The following is a 21,069-nucleotide window of genomic DNA, read 5'->3' as shown; positions in this document are numbered from 1 at the left end:
CGTTCAAGCCATGGAGTCCTCCAAGCTATCTGATGGCCGTTCTCCCGGGAACAAGGGGGCTCGGCCTTGCAAGTCCGTTTCTCTTCCGGATCCGTTCACTCTTCCTGTGTTTCAACGGACGCCGGTTCAGCGGTCCGTTCGTGCGGAGCCGTGCCCCGGAGTTCTGCTCAGACGCTTTACAAAACTGCGAGAGTGGGAAATTTTGGAAAATGGACCAGAGGCATATCCAGTCATTCTTCCTCAATCTCCAAGCAGATTCCTTCATAACCTGTTGCAGGGCATCTTTTTATTTTATCCTGCCATTAAAAGGGCAAATGCGGATTCGCAATCCGCTGTCTCCATATTCACCTATTATTCAAAATTCAATTATTGAATAACGTTTAACGAGCAATGAATTATCTATTTCCAAAATAATCCATTCAGAGCGAACTTGGAAAATTTTGTCAATGGGAATATTTCTGTACTGTTAGAAAACCGTTGCAACTGACTCTTTTCCTTTGACAGCGGATTGCGAATTCCTTATTTATATTCACAATCATATTCCCCTTGCCGTGTTGTGGGAAAGGTTCTTTTATGATTTATAAACCCTTAATTGTCAAACGTTACATGAAATTGCACCTTCCCTTGAATCTGCTGGCTGCCCTGATGACTTCCTTCTCAGGAGTAACACTTGGAACTGCCACTTTTGCAGGAGTCTCTGGTCTTTTAATAACTGTATCACAGGCTTATGCGGCGGACGTTGCTTTTAACGGAACGCAGGTTAACGTAGCGGCGGGGGGTACTTCCGCCTATGAAGTGGGCACTGTCACGGCTTCCACCACCTTGAATTTTGCCGGAGCCGGCACGGCCACCATCACCAATTTGAATGGAGACGCTCCGGAAGCCGTGCTGACGGTAAACCGCGTCGCCAACGGAAGAACGGCCCTCTCCACCCTGACCCTGAACGGGGCGGGCACCTTCAACGGCATTATTTCCCTCTATTCCAACACGACGGGGGGGACGCAGAACAACATCCTGAACCTCAACCACGCGCTGGCAGCCCAGAACGCCACCATCAAGCTGGGCGGCTACGGGTATACGACCGGAGCTTCCGTCCTGCAAGCGGGCGTGAACACCTCCATCAGCAAGCTGGAGCACAACAACGCCGCCGCCCTGATTACCGGGGAGGGAACCACGCTGACCATCACCGGGGATTCTTCCTCCTACGGCGGAAGCTTCGGCGGCACCGTGACGGTTGATTACACGGGGGGCGGCACGTTCACCCTGGGCAATTCCGACAAGACCGTGGCTCTGACCCCTGCCGCTTCCGCGGATGCCACTCTTAAAATCAGCAGCGGAACGCTTTCCCTGTTTTCCGGCAATGTCAACTGGTCACAGAAGCTGGTCATGGGGGACGGCACAACGCTCACCGTGCAGGACGGCCCCGCCGTTTCCGGATATTATAACTATGACGCCACTTCCATCAATGGGGATGGCTTTACCTTCTCCGGGGCAGCCACGTTCGGCACCGGAGTGAACCTCACTACCCAGTACGGCAAGAACATCAAATTCACGGGCGTGCTTACGGCCGCCTCCGGCTTTTCCATCAGCGGGGCCGATAGCGAATACACTTATTACACCCTGACCGGCACGGAAAACCAGATTGGCGGGACCATCGCCATCACCCGCAACTCCACTTCCCTGGGCATCAACGCTTCCGGTTCCCTCGGCACTGCCGCCGTAACCACTTCCTCCGGCAGCCAGTACCTCACTTATTACGGTACGGCGGGAGAAGCGGCGGACGTCATTGACAACTCCATCACCGGGGCAGGCAACTTTGTAGCCCAGTCAGGCTGGGTGCACCTGTCCGAGAACGTAGCGCTTACAGGCACCTACACCGTCAATTCCGGCGCCGTACTTTCCAAGACCGGCGCCATCACCGCCGCGCTTGCGGGAGGCAGGCTGGATGCAGGCAATGGAACCATGAATGTGACGGGACTGACGGGGAATGGAACCATCTCCGCCTCCGCGGGCACCATGAATTTCCAGGACGCCTTCACAGTGGGGGAAACGATGGGCATCCTCGCCAACGGTTCCGGAACCATTACGGGCAATGTAACGGTGGACGGCGGACGCCTGTACTACACCTCCATGGACAATGTGGGCAGCGTGCTTCAGAACGTGACGCTGACTTCCGGCCTGATTGATTTTTCCGGTTTCCAGGAATTCCAGGATCTGTTCGGTTCCGAAGCCCTGGTGAATACCTCCTACAACCTGGGCGTTGACCTGGGGACGGGGTTCACGCTGGCGGATATTGACGAGTCCCTGTACACCATCACCACCGTTGACGGGAAAACGGTTATTACCTTCACGGGATCCGGCGCGTATGATACCGCATGGGATTCCGCCTGGGAGCTGGAAAACGCCCCCACCTCCGGCGCCGGAACACTGGCGGACCAGCAGACGCTGGCCCTGTACAACATTCGCGCCGCGTCCATGCAGGAGGGCTTCGGCTCCGTGAACGTCGTGACCGGAACGGGTGACCTGACGGGAGTGACCCTGGCAGGCGGCTATTACAACACTGCAACCAATGCAACGGCCACGGAGATCACTACCGGCATCTGGACGGATGTGCTCGGGGGCAATTACGGCCTGATCATCGGCGGCAGTTATGCCAACAACTGGAGCGGCACCGGCAAGTGGAACATCACGGGTGACGTCCATACCCAGATTCAGGGGGATACCTCCGTCAACTGGGTGGTGGGCGGCAACTACAAGGACGGCCAGGCTGCCGGCATTACGGGGAACGTTTACGTGTCCGTGGACGGAAATGCCGTGGTCAAGGGGAGCGTGATAGGCGGCGGCACCGCGGCCCACAACTCCACCAACAACATTGACGGCAGCACCTTTGTCGTGGTGCGCAGCATGCAGAGCGTGACGGATGAAACCGTCTCGCTCAATTCCGTAGCCAGGGGCTTCATCATCGGCGGCAGCGCCTATGAAGCCAACTCCACTTCCAGCGCCGCCATCACCGGAAGCACCAATGTGACGATTGACCTGGGGACTGCCTCCGGCACCTTCGTCAAGAGCATCGTGGGCGGTTCCTACTCGGGCAGCTCCGGAACATATACGATCAACGGGGACTCCAACGTCAGCATCACTGCCGCCAGTGACGCCGTCTTTACCGGGGCCATTTACGGCGGCGGCTACGGCACTGCCGGAACTTCCACGGTCAGAGGCAATTCCAGCCTGACGCTGGATGGCGGCGCCTATACGGGAGCCCTTTATGCGGGCGGCGGCGGAGCAAGGTCCGCCGTGAACGGGAACGCCACCCTCACCGTTAAAAAAGCCGTGTTCCGAGCGGGCAGCACGCTGAATGTGTCGGAAGGCACGGTAGGGGGCACCTCCTCCCTGCTTCTGGGCGGTTACGGCAATACGGCGGACCAGGCCATCTCCTTCTCCAATACGGTCATTACCGGCTTCGACATTGTGACCATGTTCCAGAACTCCTTCTTTACGGGGAACCTGAACGTGGACGGCTCCAGCACGCTGGCCCTGGCGGGAGGCGCCGGAACGGGAATCAACGTGAATGGCACGTTCGCCCTTTCCGCGGAAGGGGAATTGAATCTGGACCTTACCGGGTTTGGCGCCTTGACGGACGGCATGTCCGTGCTCTCCACCACCGGACTGACCAACATCTCTTCCATCAAGGCCGTCTTTGCGGACGGCGTGGCGGGAACCATCACCCTTTCCAACAATGGCAGGGACCTGGTTTACACGGCGGAAACCCTCCTGCTGTGGGCGGGCGGTGAAAACGGGGTCTGGAGCGCGGAAAACATCTGGACGGACGGCGGCACGCCCGCCACGTATGCGGACGGCCTGGCGGTTTCCTTTGCAGACCAGGCCGGAGTCGCCACCTCCGCGGTGCAGCTTGATTCCGAGGTTTCCCCCGGCTCCATGCTGGTCCGCAACACCACCACCCGCTATGAGCTGGCGGGAACCGGAGTAATTGCCAATACCGCCGTTACCAAGGAAGGCACGGGAACCCTGGTGCTGGGCTCCGCTTCCATCCTCGGTACGGGAACCACCGTAGCCGTGAACCAGGGCGTTCTGGCGTTCGGGTATGATACGGACCTGCCGGCCACGGGCATCACCTGGGGCGCGGGTTCCTCCCTGGGAGCGGCCAACGGCGCGACGGTCACGGTGAATCTGGGAACCGTGACCAACCCGGCGTTCTCCCTTGCCGCGGATACCAACTCATTCATTAATCTGGTAACGCCTTCAGACCTTACCTTCGGCAATAACATCACGGGAGCCGGCTCCGTCCGGAAAACCGGTACGGGGCTGCTGAAATTGACGGGGGCCAACTCCGGCCACCTGATCGTGCAGGAAGGCAACGTCCAGATAGGGGGCGGCTCCACTGCCATCAATTGGGGCAGCGCCGGTTCCTCCGTCACCCTGCAGAACGGCACGTCCCTGATCATTGCGGGCAACAGCGCCCACCACACCATCGGTTCCGATCTGATTCTGGGCACGGCCGCATCTGACGCGGTCTCCCTGAAATGGGTGGACGCCTCCCAGGCAAACGCCACCAATTACCAGCATAACTTTACGGGAACCGTTACCGTCAACGGGGCGGCCACCCTGGTGGGCCGGGACAACTGGGCCAAGGAAATGGGCTTCACCGGAACGCTTACAGGCGCAGGCTCCCTGACCTACAGCCGCGGAGGGGGCGACGGCAGGTACAACTCCAACGGCAAGCTCATCATCGGCGGTGACGCCTCCGGATTTACCGGCATGATCACCATGAACGCCGCCAACGGGTACAGCACGGGGCTTGACATGCGCACCTCCATGGCGCAGGGCGGGGTCACCCTCACGTCCGGCACGGACACCACGGGATTCGCCTTCATGCGCGTGCTGGGGGATATTGAAATCGCCTCCCTGGACGGCACGGCCAACTCCCAGGTGGGCGCCGTGGGGGGAGCGCGTACGCTGACGGTGGGTTCCGGCACGTATAACGGCACCATCACGGACCACGGCGTTGCCATCGCCTACGGAGCCACCACCATCTCCTATGACACCACCGGAGTCCTCTCCCTGACCAAGGTCAGCGATGAAACCCTGACGCTGGGCGGAACGGTCAGCTACACGGGGCTGACGAACATCCAGGGTGGAACCCTTGCCCTTACTGCCGCAGGGGCCACGTCCCTGGGGAACATCACCATGGCGGCCAATACGCGGATGACGACCGCCGGGGCCCTGAATCTGGCGGCCAGTTCCACGCTGACCCTGGATATAAGCTCTTCCATCGGCGTGGGTGGGGCCTTCGGGGCCGGTACGTTCAACCTCACCCTGAATGGCCTTGAAGGCATTACGGAAGCCGGGGAATACACCCTGATTTCTGCTGCCAGCGGACTTGATGCCGCCAGCGCCATCTTCAACTGGGCCGGCTATACCGGAGACGAAACGCTGATTTACACGCTCGAACAGACGGGCACCACCCTCAAGTTGGTGGTGACTTCCGCCGGGGACGTTTGGATCTGGCAGGGAACGGAAGGCATGACCTGGAGCGACACGAACACGGGAGCCCAGTGGGGCATTGACGGCTCTGCGGATACGGCCGCCGGCCAGAACTTGGTCTTCAACAGCTCCGGAGCGGGAACCGTCACCCTGTCCGGCGCGGTGAATCCGGCCTCCATCACGGTGAACAACGCCGCGGGCAGCGACTATGTATTCGCCTCAGACGGCACCGGAAAAATTGCGCAGGGCACGCTGACCAAGCGCGGCGAAGGCAAGCTGACCCTGAACCTGGACAATACGGGCTGGGCGGGAGCCATCTCCCTCCAGCAGGGCGAGCTGGTGGCCCAGGTGGCCAACTCCCTCGGTTCCGGGGCTGTCACCATTACGGGCGGCACGCTCACGCTGGCTACGGCTGACGTCCAGCCGGGCATGGGCATGATCAACCTTCAGGGCGGGAGCCTCAATCTGGCGTCCGGCACCTTTGCCACGGCGTTCACCGCAGACAACATGACGTGGACGGACGGCTCCCTGATCCTGGGTGAAAATGTGACGGCTACCGCCGCCAAGGCCCTGGCCAACGGAAAAACCGTGGAACTGGCCGCCGGCTCCATGCTGACGGTCAGCGGCGCCAATGACAACACGGCGCTGAACCTGGATGCCTCCGGCACCGGCACCATTTCCGTGGGCCTGGGAACCAGCTACGGAGCCAATGTCCTGAACATGAGCACGGCATTCCAGGGAACCCTGTCCGTGACATCCGGGTACTTCCAATTGAACAACGTGACCATGGGAGCAGACGGCACCGTGAACCTGGCGGACTCCAATGTCCGTGCGGAATGGAACGGCACGGTCGGGGGCGCCTTTGCCAATGACATCATCTTTACGGGCAACCAGATATTCGCCACCAAGGACTTCACCCTCAGCGGCGATCTGAGCGGCACGGCGTTTTCCACCCAGGGTGCGGGCAACATCACCCTGACGGGCGGCGTCAACCTGGACGGACAGCTCAAGGTGCACCGCGGCACGGTTACGGTGAACTCCGCCAATGTGACCAAGCTGGGGGACAGCATTGACATCCAGAACAACTCCACGCTGGCCTTTGCCCGCGACTTCTCCTACGGCGGCGTCATCAGCGGCACGGCCGGCAGCACGGTATCCGTAAACGCCGGAACGCTGGAGCTCACCGGAGCGAACACCTTCCTGGGCACCCTCTCCATTGCGGGCGGCGCTACGGCGCGGCTGGGTGACGGGAGCGCCTGGGCCGGGGCCCTCTCCGGAGCCGGTTCCCTGGTCGTCGACACCACGGGGAATATAACGCTGGCGGCCGGCAACACCGGGTTCACCGGTTCCACTACGCTCTCCGGAACGGGCACCGTCACCCTCGCGGGGGCCGACTCCCTGGGGTCCGGGCGGGTCACCGTCAACAACGGGATTCTTGACCTGGCCTCCCAGAATGCGGCCAACGCCATCCTGATCACGAAGGGAAGCCTGGCAAACGCGGGAGCTAAAACCACCGGAAACGTGGAAGTGGCCGCTTCCGCCGGAACGCAGGGCGCCCTGAACACCATCAATCTGGGCGGTCTGTCCGGCTCCATGGTCGGCTCCATCGTCATGGAAGAATACTCCCGGCTCACCGGCATCTCCGGCGGCCTGGACATGACGGGAAAGACGGTGACGCTGAAACTGGATTCCGGCAGCCTTACCGCGGGCGGAACAACCGGGCAGGGCGTCATTGATGCGGACAGCCTGACGCTCTCCGCCGCCAACACGACCATCAACCTCAGCAACCAGGGCGTCCTGGACCTGCTCTCCGCCAACCGGGATTCCGCCGACGGCGTAGGGCTGGTGCTGACGACGGGAACGCTGACGGTGGACAACTACAAGCAGATAGCCTTCTCACCGCTTCTGGCCTCCCTCGGTTATGCCGTGACGGAAGTCCTGGGTGCGGACGGAACGCTGATGGTCAGCGGCAATACGGACCTCGTCTACCTCGTGGACACCACGCCCAACTCGGACAACCCCAACATCAGCGACTACGCCGCCCTGGATCCCTACAAGGCCGTGGGCATCAACGGAACCACGCTCAATGTAAGCCTGAACGGTGCTCCTGAAGCCTCCCGGAACGGAGACGGCCTGAAAGTCAGCAACCTGATCGGCAGCAATGGCGCTCTGGTGGTGACGAATACGGCGGCGGACGCTGCCGCCAACCATGCCGTGGTAGACCTGATCCAGAACGTTGACGCCGGAGGCAACAGCTACGGCGGCACCATCAGCGGGGACCATGTGGACTTTATCAAGAAAGGAGCGGAAACCCTCACCGTGGAAGGCAGCTTCACCGGAAATGACTCCATGCTGAGCTCCACGGAAGGGAACATTGTCCTGAACGGTACGGGCAACAGCCTCACTACGCTGGAGCTCGCCGGGGGAGACATCACGCTGGGCGGCAGGAATGACGGCGCCTCCCGCGTGACGACGGTGGAAAACCTGGCCTCCGGCACGGGTGGAGGAACCCTGGACCTGGGCCGCGGCGCCCAGCTGGTCCTCACCGGCCAGCAGGCCGGCAGCCATGTGACTGATGTGACCATTTCCGGTGACGGCACGCTGACTCTCGGAGGAACGGGAACGGACTCCTCCCTGACGCTGGGCAACGGCTCCTCCCTGGACGGCGTTCTGCTGGACATCCGGGAAGGTTCCGCGCTTTCCACCGCGGCCGGCTCCGTGAACACGGTCTCCGGCCTGACGGGCGGGGGCGCCCTGAAGCTGAGCGGTGCGGAAATGACGGTGGACTCCTCCGCCTCCCATACCTTCACCGGTACGCTGGACGGCGCATCCGGAACGCTCAACGTCAAATCCGGCAACGGCAGCGTGCAGACCATCAAGGGTGCGGGCAATGCCGGCTACAACCTGAACGTGAGCGACGGCGGCGCGCTGACCCTGGCCGGCGCGGCTGCGGAAGGCGGCAATCCCGCCCAGGCTGCCTACAAGGGCATTACAGTGAACGGAGGCACGCTCAACATCGGCAGTGCGGACGCTCCCAAGACCCAGTTGACTCTTGGCACGGACGGCTTGAGCGTGACGGGGAACAGCACGGTTACCATCACCACGTCCTCCACCACGGTGGATGGCCTGGGGAACCCCTTCGTCACCTCCAGCGGAAACATTACGCTGGGCGACGGAACGGGGGAAGTCACGCTCGTCATGAGCAACCTGGACACCCTGGTGACGGGGAGCACGGAAACGCTGAACATGGAACTGTTCAAGACGACGGACGGCGCGCTGGTATCCCTGGGCGACAACGTCACCCTCCAGGACATGATCCTCAGCTCCCTGTATGAAAACCTGTCTCTGACCACGAATGACAGCATGACGGCCATCATCCTCACCGGCACGGCGCGCACGGAAAACATCTTCCGTGACTCCTCCCTGACGCGGAACGCGGCCACCGGGGCGGACCTGCTGTGGAACTCCCGCTACCATATGGAGGAAGGCACCACCCTGCGCGACTTCTACACCTCCGTTCTGCTCTCCCAGAACGCGGGCGACTACTCCGGCGCGGCCCGCAAGCTGGCCGCCGCCGCGGGCAGCACGGTCACCAGCCTGGGCATCGCCCAGCGCGACTCCCTGCGCGACCAGATGGGCTGGATCCGCAACCGCGTGGCGCAGATGGGCGTGAACCCCGCGTACGTCCATGAGGACATGCCGTACTTCCACATGTGGATGCAGGGCACCGGGTCTTATGCCAAGCTGGACACCAAGGGGGATGAAAGCGGCTATGAGCTCACCACCTGGGGCGGAACGGTAGGAATGGACGTGGACATCAACGACAACTTCACCGCTGGCGCGGCCTTCACGGCCAACTACGGAAGCCTCACGGCGAATGCGGCGGATACCGCGGACGGTGACCTGGACAGCTACTACGTCAACTTGTTCGCCCGGTACCAGTCCCGCAAATGGTCCCACCTGCTTATCCTGACGGGCGGCTGGAATGATGCCAAACTCACGCGCACGGTGGATTACGGCACGGGTTCCTACCAGGCCCACGGCAGTACCACCGGGTCCGGCTTCGGCGCCATGTACGAGCTGGCGTACGACATCGCCCTCAATGAAGACAAGAGCGTGATTCTCCAGCCCCTGTTCAACGCCTCCATCGTGACGACGCGCATGGACGGCTACAGTGAAAGCGGCTCCGCCGGAAATGTCGGGCTGAGGGTGGAGGACCAGGAACTGACCACGGCCGCAGTCGCCGTGGGCGCCAGGCTCTCCGGCCTCATGGGCTCCAACGTCTTCGGGCGTGAAGCGCTGGGTGAAATCCGGGTGAACGTCTCCCAGGACATGGGCGACCGCCGCGGGCAGGCCAATGTGGGCTTCCTGGCGGACCCCTCCTACACGCGTCCGGTGTACGGCGCCAAGGTGGGAAGCACGGCCTTCCAGGCCGGTGTGGGGCTGAGCGTCCCCGTAGGCACCCAGGGCGTCATCTTCGTGGACGGCAATGCGGACATTCGCAGCGGTTCCAGCTCCATCAACGGAAGCATCGGCTACCGCTACAACTTCTAAAGGAAGAAAACGTCAGTTAATCAGAAGGCCGCTGCGGAATAATCCGCAGCGGCCTTCTTCGTGAATGGGCGGGATTTCTTTATAGGATAACGTGAAGAGTGATTTCCGCCCTCTCATGGGCGGCTTACTTCCATTCCCATTCAACGGGCGTTTCCATGTCCGGCCTCAGCGCCTGGCGGACCGGGCAGCTCATGGCCGTTTTTTCCAGCATGGAACGGAGGGGATGGCTGCTTTCCAGGGGCATTACGGCCTTCAGCTCAATCTTTTCAATCCCCTTGGAGGATTCCACCGCGCGCGCCAGAACGCGCATGCCTTTCAGGTCCACGCCCTTTCTGGCCGCGACCACGGAAACCAGGCTCATCATGCAGGAGGCGAGCGTGGAACCGAGCATCACGCCGGGGGAGGGAAACTCTGCGCGGCCTTCAAAAGAGGCGGGCAGGTCCGTGGCAAAAGTGATGTTGGAGGGAATGTAGGTGGTTTCACAGCGGAATTGCCCGACGTTCTCCGTCTCGGAGGTGTAATGAGTATCAGTCATAGGAGTGTGACAGCGGAACCCTGGATCGGGTTCACCTGAATTTGGTTATTTTTTTAGTTGGGCCGTCGCGGAAATCCGATTTGCAGGGGTGCCGGTCCATTCCGGCATGCGCGGCAAAGCCTCCCCTTATCCCCGTTCTCCTGTGCTTGCCAGGAAATCAATCCTGATCTGATGCAGCCCTTCACCGAGCTTCATCACCATCCGTTCCTTTCACGATGATGGCGTGGCTGTCAACGGAATCTTCACGCAGTGACTTGATCTGCCGGTATTCTTCCGAAGAAAAGCAGCGTTCCAGGCTTTCCCTGGAGGGAAAACGGATGACGATCACGCGGTCCGGCTTCCACCCGGAGCTCAGCGGAATGACCTCATTGGTCCTGACCAGGTATTCGCCGCCGTGTTTTTCAACAATGGGCTTCACTTCCCGGATGTAGGAATCGTATGGAGTGTCTGCATCGGAGCTTAAAGAAACCGTTACGATAAAATAATAGCTCATATCCTTCCTTTCCCTGGTGGCCGGCCCCTGTGCGGCTGCCATGAAATGCTCCGTGGGGAATTCGCAGTTTTCATGATTCGCCGGAAGCGTCCGGTGCCTTGACAGGGAGACTAAAGCCGGAGGGCTTTGCTGTCAATCCGTCTTCCGGGCTTGCCCGGACCCGTGGCGCCTCCTTGTTTGTGGGAATCGCTTTACAAGGGCGGGGGCCCTTGTTTCCGGGGATGCGGTTATCAGGAGAACGGATGGGGAGGGAGGTTTCCCCGGCTTGAACGGAAAAGCTTACGGAGTGTGTTCCGGGTGCCCTTCCGCCAGAATGCGCCGGATGGGTTCCGCGTAAAGCTCCGGCTCCAGCAGGAAGGAATCGTGCCCCTTGGTGGAAACGATGGTATGGAACTCCACGGGAATGCGCGCGGATTCCAGCTGCGCCACAAAATCCTGCTGTTCCGCCGGGCGGAAGCAGCAATCCGTATCAATGGAAAAGACGAGCGCGGGAATTCCTGCGCGGCGGAAGCCTTCCAGAGCGGTTTTAAACGTTCCGTCCGGAGCGTGGTCGCGGATGTCGAACTCCGCCCACATGTCCGCAATGCGGATGTAGGCGTTCGCGTCAAAACGTTCCGCAAACTTGGTCCCCTGGTGCAGCATGTAGCTCTGTGTGCTACGGGTGGGCGTCATCCATGTGAGCAGTCCGGACTTGCCCCCCACTTCCTTTCTGGCGCGCTGTTCCAGGCCTTCCTGGTATACGAACGACTTGTGGCCGATGATGCGCGCGAACGCCAGCCCCTTTTTGGGGGCCGGTCCCTGGTAATAGTCGCCCCCGCGGAAATCCGGATCAAGCTCGATGGCCAGGATTTGTTCAAACAGGGACAAACGGTGTTCAATGGAAGCCCGGTAGCCGGAGCCGATGGAAATGAAGCTCCGGACCCGTTCCGGGAACTGGCACGCGAAGCTGAGGGCGATCAGGCCGCCTACGGACGGTCCTGCCAGATGGATGCGTTCTATTCCCAGGCTGTCCAGCAGAAGAGCCTGGAGGCGCGCCTGGTCCGCCGCCTCCACATGCGGGAAACGGGAGCCGTAGGGCAGGCCGTCCGCGGGGGATGGGCTGGCCGGTCCGGTGGTGCCGTAGCAGCCCCCCAGGTAATTGGCGCAGATGATGCAGAAGCGGTCCGTATCCAGCGGCTTGCCGGGGCCGATGATGCTGTTCCACCAGCCCTCGTGGTTTTCCGGCTTCCAGAGGGACCCGGTGCCCGGAACTTCCGGATTGTAACCGTAGGCGTGCTGGCTGCCGGAAAGAGCGTGGAACAGCAGGATTACGTTGTCCTTCTCCGGCGTCAGGGCGCCGTACTGCTCGTAGGCCACGCGCACCTTGTCCAGCACGGCGCCGTTCCGCAGGGAAAAGGAGCCGGGCAGGTCCAGAAATCTGGTTTGGACGGTGGGAAGCTGCATGGATGTGCGGGAAGGGGCTTTGTCAGCAAAAAAAGACCGGCACCCGGCGGGCGGCGGTCTTCTTGAAATCTGTGCTGGGCCAGGGTTTACTTGACGCCCTTCTTGGAAAGACGCGTACCTGCCGTGGCGCCCTGGCGGGCTTTAAACTTGGGATTGCTCTTGCAAATCACATACAGCGTGCCCTTGCGCTTCACGATTTGGCAGTCTGCGTGGCGGCGCTTCATAGAGGCTAAGGAAGAAAGAACTTTCATGGTGTGTAACTCCGGTTTGGTGTTCGGTTCGGGAGACGGAATATACCGTTTGGTTAAGAATTGTAAAGTCATTTCTTTACCAAAAGTAAAATTGCAGTTCCGGACGAACTGCTTCTGCGGCTTGCGGAAGAGAAGATAGTACGCATGGACGGATTTGTAATCCGAAGTCAAGCCTACAAAATTGAAAGAAAAAAGGTTTGGGCAAATTTCGCTTGCCGGTGCCCGGTGATTTTGCGGCTCCGTCGCCTGGGAGCGGAAGGCTCCCGCCTTTCGTGGTTGAAACCCGTTCTGTAGCGCAGCGGAAGCTTCCGTTCAATAACCGTTGCCGCATACCGCCTGGCTGGGGAAAGGAGCTGGGTAATATCAATTAAGGTTCGTACCCACGATGCCGGAGTTTCGCGAAGGACAGCTTTTCCCGACTGTAGAATCAATACCGGATTACAAATCCGGTATTGGTTTTGCATGGAAGGGAAGGTTCTGGATATTCCCTTCAACCAACTGACGATCAACTCTGTTTAAGATAATGAAAAAGACATTCTTAACCATCATGCTGGCTGCCGGCATTGGTTCCGCCTGCGCCGCAACTGCCGCCGCCTGGGAATTTTCTTCCGGCACTCCCTCGGAACAATTCATGACGGGAAGCGGCATCAATCTGGAAGGATGGAGCATTTCCTCCCCGGTCAATTCAGCGGCTTCCTATACGGACTGGGCGACGGTGACGGGCGGGGACCGCAACATTTCTACGCAGACGGTGGGCATGTGGCTGGATTTGTCCTCCCTGGGGTCTGCCGCCACTATTTACAGCTTTGGAGAGACGGGTTTTCTCCGCGGCCTCCAGCTTGTTTACAACGGGGACGGCACGTTTACTTCCAGGAGAACGGGAGAAGCGGGCCAGACCTTCACCATTGGGCAGGACGTCATTGACGGAGGATGGTTCAACCTCTCCATGTCCCTCAGTACGGATACCACCACCCGGAAAACGGATTTCCAGATTTTCCTGAACGGGGAAAACATCGTGGATACCCCCCAGTTGTCCGCGGGGCTCAACGGCGGCCAGAACGGAACCGTGACCGTCGGCGGAGGCACGACGGATGAACATTCCTTCAGCATCGCGGATTTCAAGGCTTATGGTACCGCATTGACGGGACAGGAAATCAAGGAGGCGTGGAACATGGTTCCCGAACCAGCGGCCGCCTCCTTGAGCGTTCTGGGACTGATGGCGCTGCTGGTGCGCCGCCGGAAGTGAGAGAGGCGGAAAAAATACATTTTAAACGGCAGGCAGCAGGGCGGACATTTCCGGTGGGAATGTCCGCTTTTTTATTGTTTCACGGAACTGTTGCAGAAAGAAGGCTCTTCTTTTTCCGATGGCGGCTCTGGGGCGCCATGACTGGTGGAGTTTCTGTTTTTCCCGGCCCTTCCTTCGGACGTGCGGATGTCATGTAAACGGTATCCGCTGTCCGGACGGGATACATCTTTTCCATGACCTGCTGCGGTCCGGGTCCCTGTATGGCCCCGGGCTGCAGCTTGCGGCAGTTGCAGCCTTCCGGAAGCTTTTTCCTGCATTTGGAGGAGTAACAGTTCATGGTGAAATCCGGAACGGGACGGGAGGGCGGTGCAGTTTCCGTTCCGGCAGCGGTTCTTTTCCGCCGTGGGAAGGAAGCATGGAACGGGGCTTCCCGGGACGGCAGGCCGCCGGAACGCGGGAAGGAAGCCGCATGCGGGAGAATAAAGGGTTTGTGGACCGGAAGGGATTCGTATAAAATGTTCTCCGGTTTTCTTATGACGAGCTCCCCTTCATCCTCTCCTTCCCGCCCTGCATTTGCCCATCAGCTGGGAATGAAAGGATTCCTGATCATGGAAGGGCTGCTGAAGCTCGTGGGCATGAAAACGCTTTACCGCCTGGGACGCGTGGCGGGCGGCGTGGCGTGGTACTTGCTGCCGCAACGCCGGAAAATTGTGGAAAGAAACCTGCGCATTGTGCTGGATCCGGCCCTGCGCGGCAGGGAACTGCAAAAATTGAGCAGGGAAAATTTCAAAAGGACGATAGCCAATTTCCTGTGCTCCGCGAAGACGGCCACCCTGACGGATGAGCAGTTGAAAAAATGCGTCACCATCGCGGGGCATGAAGAATTTGCCGCTCCTGCGGCGGAAAGGCGCGGGCAGGTATGCGCCATAGCCCATTCCGGCAACTGGGAGGCGCTGGCGAGGATACGCGTGTTCTTTCCAGAAGTGGAACGTTACGGGTCCATGTACCGCCAGTTTGACAACCCGCTGATGGAGGAATACGTATACAAGCGGCGCACGGAGCGGGGCACGCGGATGTTTTCCAAGGAAGGCGGCATCAAGGCTCCCATGAAGATGGTCAAGGAGGGCGGCGCCCTGGGTGTGCTGAGCGACCAGTTCGTCTGGGAGGGGGTGTATGTCCCCTTCTTCGGCAAGGTGACCGGCACGACGCCGTTGCCCGCTTTGCTGCGGAAGAGGACGGGAGCGGATATGGTAGCCATCGCAGTACGCACGGATTCTCCCGGACACTGGATAGCGGACATGGGGAACGTGGTGGATTTTTCCAACTCGGACGGTTCCCTGGCGGGGGACACCATTGAAGTGAACCGGAGCCTGGAAACGTTGATCCGCAAGTCCGTTCTGGACGTGTTCTGGATGCACCACCGCTGGAAGTCCATCGACCGCTTTGCTCCGCAGGATAAAAAAACGGACGGCCTTCTGGAAAACATGGAGCTGCAGCCGTACCGCATTCTGGTGGCTGTTCCCAGGGCGCTGGATGAAGCCCTGGTGACCGTTCCCCTGGTCCGTGCGCTGAAAGCCGTCCGGCGCGACATGCAGGTGAACGTCATCTGCCCGTCCGCGCAGGCGGGGGTATGGAAGGCGGTGCCGGAAGTCACCCATGTTCTGCCGCACGATTCCCTGAATCAGCTCCGGGAGGCGCTGGCCGCGGATGAATTTTACAATGACGGTCCGCTGGACCTGGGCGTCATGCTGGACCAGGACATGGAAACGCTCAAGGCGCTGGAACCGTACGGGCCCATGATGTTCTCCGGGCTGGACACGCATCCCGGCGCACGGAAATACAAATTCCGGGTGAAGGCTCCCGTGCTGCGCGCCGCTCCCCCCATGCACCGGGTTCAACTTTATCTGCAACTGGGGGGGCTGCACGGGCTGGATGCCTGGAATCCGTCCCTGTTCCCGGTGAAAAAGGCGGCTGCGGCGGAAAACGCCCCCATCCTGCTGGCTCCGTTCTCCAGCTTGGGCAGCGCCAGTGAATGGAGTGAGGAACAATGGGCGGAGCTGGTTTCCCTTCTGCCGGGGAGGGCCGTACTGGCCGCTCTGGAAGAAGACCGGGAACGCGCGTCCGCTCTGGCGGAACGCCTGAATGTGGAGCTGGCGGTGGGAACTCCGGAAGCCTTGTTCCCCGTGATGGATGCCGCCGTGGCGGCCGTGGCTGTGGATGGTGACATTCCGTCCCTCTGCTCCTTCCGCGGTCTTCCGGTGGTGACCCTGTTTTCCACCCGCCTCCCGGACGTTTGCCGGCCCATGGGCCCCTTCAACCGCTCCCTGTACAGCCACCAGTGCTGTTCCCCCTGCTTCCTGAAGGAGTGCGACCGTGATGTTCCCTGCAACCGCCATATTGCCGTGCAGGAGGTATTGGATGCTCTGAGGGAAATAACAACCTCTGAAATTTAACGGGTTTCTCTACCAAGAAAAGAGCTTAGTCCTTTTTCTTATGATGAAGAAACGCCTGTGTTAAACAGGAAGTCATGTCTAAAGGCATTAATTTTAAAAAGTTGAGAAATGATGCCGGTTTAACGCTGGCACATCTTGCTGAATTGTCTGGATATGACGTGACCGATATAGTTCGTTTGGAACAGGGAGAAAAAATTCCTCCCTGCATACGGGAATGTATTCTTGCGTTGCTGTTACAAGCACGGGAGGAGGGTCTGGCTTTGGATGTCAGAATATGGCGTGAACGTGCTTTAAAAGCTGAATATAAGGTAGAGATTTTACTTGGAATGGTAAAAGGAGGAATGGATGTTTTATAAACGCCTCATGGTTGAAAAGAATTTTTCCTGCCTTCAATGCACGGAACTTTTTAAATTTTCTTCCTGGCGGAAGATGTTGCGGACCTGTTCCGTCAGTTCCTCGGAAGGTTCCGGAACGTCCTTCAAGGTGTAGTCCAGCTTCAGTTCATCCCACTTGAAGCGCCCCATCTGGTGGAAGGGGAGCACGTCCACGCGCTCCACGTTGCCCAGGCGCGCCGCATGGCGGGAGAGCTCTGTGATGTCTTCCATGTTGTCCGTGAGGCCCGGAACCAGGACGTAGCGCAGCCAGACGGGTTTGCGGAGGGCGGCCAGGCGTTCCGCGAATTCCAGGGTGGGGCGCAATTCCCCGCCTGCCAGGGCCCGGTACCGTTCCGGGTTCCACGCCTTGATGTCCAGCAGGACGAGGTCCGTATTCGCCAGCAGTTCTTCATCCGCGTTCGCGCCCAGATGGCCGGAGGTGTCCAGGCAGGTGTGCAGCCCCAGTTTCTTGCATCCTTTCAGTACGGTTCTCGCAAAATCCGGCTGGAAAAGGGGATCTCCCCCGGAAAGGGTGACGCCTCCGCCCGCCGCCAGCAGGAAATCCCGGTAGCGGGCTATTTCTTCAAGGACGTCGGCCGCGCTTCTGCGGCGTCCCCTCCGCACGTAGGAGGTGTCCGGATTGTGGCAGTAGCGGCAGCGCAGGCTGCACCCGGACAGGAAGAGGACAAAGCGGATGCCTGGACCGTCCACGGTGCCGCAGGATTCCACGGAATGGACCAGTCCGGTGACGGCAGTTTCACCGTCCGGGGCCGGATTCTGGGAGAAAGCCTGCGGCATCCGCTTCCTGGCTGGGTTAACGGGTATGGAAGGTGCGGTTGATGACCTCCTGCTGCTGTTCCCGGGTCAGCTTGATGAAGTTCACGGCATAGCCGGAAACGCGGATGGTGAGCTGAGGGTATTTTTCCGGGTGGTCCATCGCATCAAGGAGGGTTTCCCGCTCCAGCACGTTCACGTTGATGTGGTGCCCGGTGGCGGCAAAGTAGGCGTCCAGCAGGGAGACGAGCTTCGTGCGGCGTTCCCCTTCTTCCTTGCCCAGGGCCTGCGGCACGATGGAGAAGGTGTAGGAGATGCCGTCCAGGGAGTCGCCATAGGACAGTTTGGCTACGGAGAGCATAGAGGCCACGGCTCCGTTCCTGTCCCTTCCGTGCATGGGGTTGGCGCCGGGCGCGAACGGTTCCCCGGCGCGGCGGCCGTCCGGCGTGTTGCCCGTCTTCTTGCCGTACACCACGTTGGAGGTGATGGTCAGGATGGACTGGGTGGGCAGGGAGTTGCGGTAGGTGTGGAGCTTGCGCAGCTTTTCCATGAAGTTGCTGACCAGGCTGCATGCGATTTCGTCCACGCGCGGGTCGTTGTTCCCGTAGCACGGGAATTCCCCTTCCGTCTTGAAATCCACAATCAGGCCCTCTTCATTGCGGACGGCCTTCACGGTGGCGTACTTGATGGCGGACAGGGAGTCCGCGGCCACGGAGAGCCCGGCGATGCCCGTGGCCATGGTGCGCAGGATTTCCGGATCATGCAGCGCCATTTCAATGCGTTCATAGCAGTACTTGTCGTGCATGTAGTGGATGATGTTCAGCGCGTCAACGTAGGTTTTGGCAAGCCAGTCCTGCATCTTGTCGTACAGGGCCATCACTTCGTCGTACTTGAGCACTTCCTCCGTATAGCGCGGGGAGGGCGGGGCCACCTGTTTCCCCTTGAGTTCGTCCACGCCGCCGTTCAGGGCGTACAGCAGGCACTTGGCGAGGTTGGCGCGCGCACCGAAGAATTGCATCTGCTTGCCGATGCGCATGGCGGACACGCAGCAGGCGATGCCGTAGTCGTCGCCCCAGTGCGGGCGCATCAGGTCGTCGTTCTCGTACTGGACGGAGGACGTTTCAATGGAAACCCTGGCGCAGAAATTCTTGAAGGCTTCCGGCAGGTTCCCGGACCACAGCACCGTCAGGTTCGGCTCCGGAGCCGGACCCAGGTTGTACAGCGTCTGGAGCATGCGGAAGGAGCTGCGGGTGACGAGGGTGCGCCCGTCTTCCCCCATGCCGCCGATGGATTCCGTCACCCAGGTGGGGTCCCCGGAGAACAGGTTGTTGTAGTCCGGCGTGCGGATGAAGCGGACGATGCGCAGCTTCATCACGAACTGGTCAATGATTTCCTGCACTCCCTCTTCCGTGATGAGGCCCTGTTCCAGGTCGCGGGTAAAGTAAATGTCAAAGAAGGTGGAGACGCGGCCCAGGGACATGGCCGCGCCGTTCTGTTCCTTCACGGCGGCCAGGTAGCCCAGGTAGGTCCATTGCACGGCTTCGCGGGCGTTCCCGGCGGGGCGGCTGAGGTCGCAGCCGTAGGAGGCGCCCATCCGGGCGAGTTCCTCCAGGGCGCGGATTTGTTCGCTCATTTCCTCGCGCAGGCGGATCAGCTCATCCGTAAGGGGGGAATTTTCACGGTTTTTGAGATCCTTGCGGCGTTCGGCAATCAGCTTGTCCGTGCCGTACAGGGCCACGCGGCGGTAGTCCCCGATGATGCGGCCGCGGCCGTAGGCGTCCGGAAGTCCGGTGATGATGCCGGCGGAGCGGGCGGCGCGGATGTCGGAGGTGTAGGCGTCGAAAACGCCCTCGTTATGCGTCTTGCGTATCTTGTTGAAAATATCCGCCGTTTTTTCGCACATCTTGAACCCGTAGGATTCCAGGGCCTGCTGGGCCATGCGCAGGCCGCCGAAGGGCATCAGGGCGCGTTTCAGGGGAGCGTCCGTCTGGAGGCCCACCACCACTTCCAGCTCCTTGTCAATATAGCCGGGCTTGTGGGAGACGATGGAGGAGACCACTTCCTGGTCCGCATCCAGCACGCCGCCGTTGTCTATTTCCCGTTTCAGCAGGACCTTCAGTTCCTCCCAGAGCCGGAGCGTGCGTTGGGAAGGGCCGGAAAGAAACTCTTCATTGCCGGAATAGGGCGTGTAGTTGTTCTGGATGAAATCCCGTACGTCAATGGACTCCGTCCATGCTCCCGGCTTGAATCCCTGCCATTCCTGCGGAAGGGCGGGGGACTCCTTCAAGTCTTTTACTATGCTGATCATAAATAGGATGTAGTGAAGAAGACCGGAGAAAGACGCTCCGCGCCCGCTGAAAGCCCGGAAGCGGCGAAACTCCACACCGCCTGATTATACCGGGAATGTTAGCGGTCAACAAGGCCAATTCTTCCAGGCGGGGGAACTGGAACGGTTGCGCTGGTCTGTTTCAGGCATCTGGCTGTTCCGGAATAAAAAATGAGGGAAATTTACGGTTATGGGGGATAGTTTTTTCTTTACTCTCCAAATTGCCGCCAACAATATTTTAACTATCATTTTGATGAAATCCCATTCATTCCTCTGTTTGTTGCTGGCGGGAGTTTCTTGCGCAGCCTTTTTCTCCGGCCGTGCGCCAATGAGCTGCCGTCTACGCTAAAGCCTCAGGTGAACGAGCGCGCCGTTTATGACTGGAATGGCCGTCATAAGGCCGTGATGGAGAGGAACCGGAGCGTTAATCCGGAATATGCCGTCTTTGGCGACAGCATTACCCACCGCTGGGGAGGGGAGCCTTCCGGAGACAACAGGGCCCTGGGGACGGGAAAGGAGGCATGGAAAAATCTTTTCTCCCCTCATACGGTGACCAATATGGGGTTTGGCTCAGATTACGTGGACAATGCCTACTACCGTGTGCAGCTTGGGGAACTGGACGGAATCTCTCCGCGCGTGATCATCGTGCTTTTGGGAACCAATAATCTTGGCGGCAGGAAGGATACCCCCCAGTCATGCGCGGACAACCTCAAGGCTTTTGTGAGCCTGGTGGGCCGGAAGTGCCCGGCCTCTAAAATCCTGCTCCTGGGCATTCTGCCCAGAAAGGAAAAGGCGGTGGCGCCCTTGATTGTAGAAACCAATAAAATGATATCCGTTCTTGCTGATGGAAAGAGGGTGTTTTTTGCCAATCCGGGCACGGCGTTTCTGGCAGAAGATGGCGTGTCGCCAAAGAGCGGCCTGCTGGTGGATGGCTTGCATCCCAGTGCTACGGGATATGACGTGCTGGGGAAGGAATTGAGTTCGATTCTGGAGAAAATAGACGGCAGATACAAGGGAGGTTCCGTAGTTCGGTAAGACAGGAATGGGAGGATGCGCGTCCTGATGTTCCGGCGCGGCATGGCCGGCTGTCGGGGCAGTGGTCTTTTTCTTCCGGGAAA

At 59.9% G+C, this 21,069-nt stretch carries 11 protein-coding genes; 5 read left to right on the top strand and 6 right to left on the bottom strand.

What is annotated here, in order from left to right; genetic code table 11:
* Window positions 1–606 precede the first annotated feature (606 nt).
* Window positions 607–10,056 carry a hypothetical protein gene (locus HJW02_RS01510; protein ID WP_156340809.1) on the top strand — a complete coding sequence of 3,150 codons (9,450 nt, stop codon included), beginning with the start codon at window positions 607–609 and terminating at the stop codon, window positions 10,054–10,056.
* A 124-nt stretch (window positions 10,057–10,180) separates the two neighbouring features.
* Here the strand turns inward: HJW02_RS01510 and HJW02_RS01505 are convergent, their stop codons facing one another.
* The 4 genes from HJW02_RS01505 to ykgO form a co-directional block, all read right to left on the bottom strand.
* Window positions 10,181–10,591 carry an OsmC family protein gene (locus tag HJW02_RS01505; protein ID WP_022397240.1) on the bottom strand — a complete coding sequence of 137 codons (411 nt, stop codon included), beginning with the start codon at window positions 10,589–10,591 and terminating at the stop codon, window positions 10,181–10,183.
* A gap of 181 nt (window positions 10,592–10,772) precedes the next feature.
* Entirely contained in the window at window positions 10,773–11,084 is a 312-nt protein-coding gene (locus HJW02_RS01500; protein ID WP_102722751.1) for a DUF1330 domain-containing protein, read from the bottom strand.
* A 279-nt stretch (window positions 11,085–11,363) separates the two neighbouring features.
* Complete coding sequence (metX, locus tag HJW02_RS01495; RefSeq protein WP_102722740.1) at window positions 11,364–12,527, bottom strand: homoserine O-acetyltransferase; 1,164 nt, start codon at window positions 12,525–12,527, stop codon at window positions 11,364–11,366.
* Window positions 12,528–12,613: 86 nt separating this feature from the next.
* The gene (ykgO, locus tag HJW02_RS01490; RefSeq protein ID WP_065529996.1) at window positions 12,614–12,778 is read right to left on the bottom strand and encodes a type B 50S ribosomal protein L36; all 165 of its coding nucleotides are present in this window, start codon (window positions 12,776–12,778) and stop codon (window positions 12,614–12,616) included.
* 523 nt (window positions 12,779–13,301) lie between these two features.
* Here ykgO and HJW02_RS01485 point away from each other — a divergent pair.
* From HJW02_RS01485 to HJW02_RS01475, 3 genes are all read left to right on the top strand, one after another.
* Complete coding sequence (locus tag HJW02_RS01485; RefSeq protein ID WP_156340810.1) at window positions 13,302–14,024, top strand: LamG-like jellyroll fold domain-containing protein; 723 nt, start codon at window positions 13,302–13,304, stop codon at window positions 14,022–14,024.
* Between the two features lie 590 nt (window positions 14,025–14,614).
* Window positions 14,615–16,477: a glycosyltransferase family 9 protein gene (locus tag HJW02_RS01480; RefSeq protein WP_180970950.1), complete on the top strand. Its 1,863-nt coding sequence runs from the start codon at window positions 14,615–14,617 to the stop codon at window positions 16,475–16,477.
* 74 nt (window positions 16,478–16,551) lie between these two features.
* Window positions 16,552–16,833 carry a helix-turn-helix transcriptional regulator gene (locus tag HJW02_RS01475; protein ID WP_102722744.1) on the top strand — a complete coding sequence of 94 codons (282 nt, stop codon included), beginning with the start codon at window positions 16,552–16,554 and terminating at the stop codon, window positions 16,831–16,833.
* 33 nt (window positions 16,834–16,866) lie between these two features.
* Here the strand turns inward: HJW02_RS01475 and pflA are convergent, their stop codons facing one another.
* On the bottom strand, window positions 16,867–17,649 hold the full coding sequence (gene pflA, locus HJW02_RS01470; RefSeq protein WP_156340811.1) for a pyruvate formate-lyase-activating protein: 783 nt from the start codon (window positions 17,647–17,649) through the stop codon (window positions 16,867–16,869).
* Between the two features lie 16 nt (window positions 17,650–17,665).
* Complete coding sequence (gene pflB / locus HJW02_RS01465) at window positions 17,666–19,933, bottom strand: formate C-acetyltransferase (protein WP_022397233.1); 2,268 nt, start codon at window positions 19,931–19,933, stop codon at window positions 17,666–17,668.
* A 375-nt stretch (window positions 19,934–20,308) separates the two neighbouring features.
* Here pflB and HJW02_RS01460 point away from each other — a divergent pair, with 375 nt between their 5' ends.
* Complete coding sequence (locus HJW02_RS01460; protein WP_240454300.1) at window positions 20,309–20,986, top strand: GDSL-type esterase/lipase family protein; 678 nt, start codon at window positions 20,309–20,311, stop codon at window positions 20,984–20,986.
* Window positions 20,987–21,069 lie beyond the last annotated feature (83 nt).

This window comes from Akkermansia sp. GGCC_0220 (genome assembly GCF_017566105.1).
Lineage (GTDB): Bacteria > Verrucomicrobiota > Verrucomicrobiia > Verrucomicrobiales > Akkermansiaceae > Akkermansia > Akkermansia massiliensis.
Note: the sequence above shows the minus strand (reverse complement) of the source record. Positions and strands in the feature narration are given on the sequence as shown.

Bases quoted from the DNA above. Each gene is read 5' to 3' on its own strand.
- ykgO (WP_065529996.1), bottom strand. From the start codon at position 12,778: ATGAAAGTTCTTTCTTCCTTAGCCTCTATGAAGCGCCGCCACGCAGAC.
- HJW02_RS01500 (WP_102722751.1), bottom strand. From the start codon at position 11,084: ATGAGCTATTATTTTATCGTAACGGTTTCTTTAAGCTCCGATGCAGAC.
- HJW02_RS01480 (WP_180970950.1), top strand. From the start codon at position 14,615: ATGAAAGGATTCCTGATCATGGAAGGGCTGCTGAAGCTCGTGGGCATG.
- HJW02_RS01485 (WP_156340810.1), top strand. From the start codon at position 13,302: ATGAAAAAGACATTCTTAACCATCATGCTGGCTGCCGGCATTGGTTCC.
- pflB (WP_022397233.1), bottom strand. From the start codon at position 19,933: ATGATCAGCATAGTAAAAGACTTGAAGGAGTCCCCCGCCCTTCCGCAG.
- HJW02_RS01475 (WP_102722744.1), top strand. From the start codon at position 16,552: ATGTCTAAAGGCATTAATTTTAAAAAGTTGAGAAATGATGCCGGTTTA.
- HJW02_RS01510 (WP_156340809.1), top strand. From the start codon at position 607: ATGAAATTGCACCTTCCCTTGAATCTGCTGGCTGCCCTGATGACTTCC.
- HJW02_RS01505 (WP_022397240.1), bottom strand. From the start codon at position 10,591: ATGACTGATACTCATTACACCTCCGAGACGGAGAACGTCGGGCAATTC.
- metX (WP_102722740.1), bottom strand. From the start codon at position 12,527: ATGCAGCTTCCCACCGTCCAAACCAGATTTCTGGACCTGCCCGGCTCC.
- pflA (WP_156340811.1), bottom strand. From the start codon at position 17,649: ATGCCGCAGGCTTTCTCCCAGAATCCGGCCCCGGACGGTGAAACTGCC.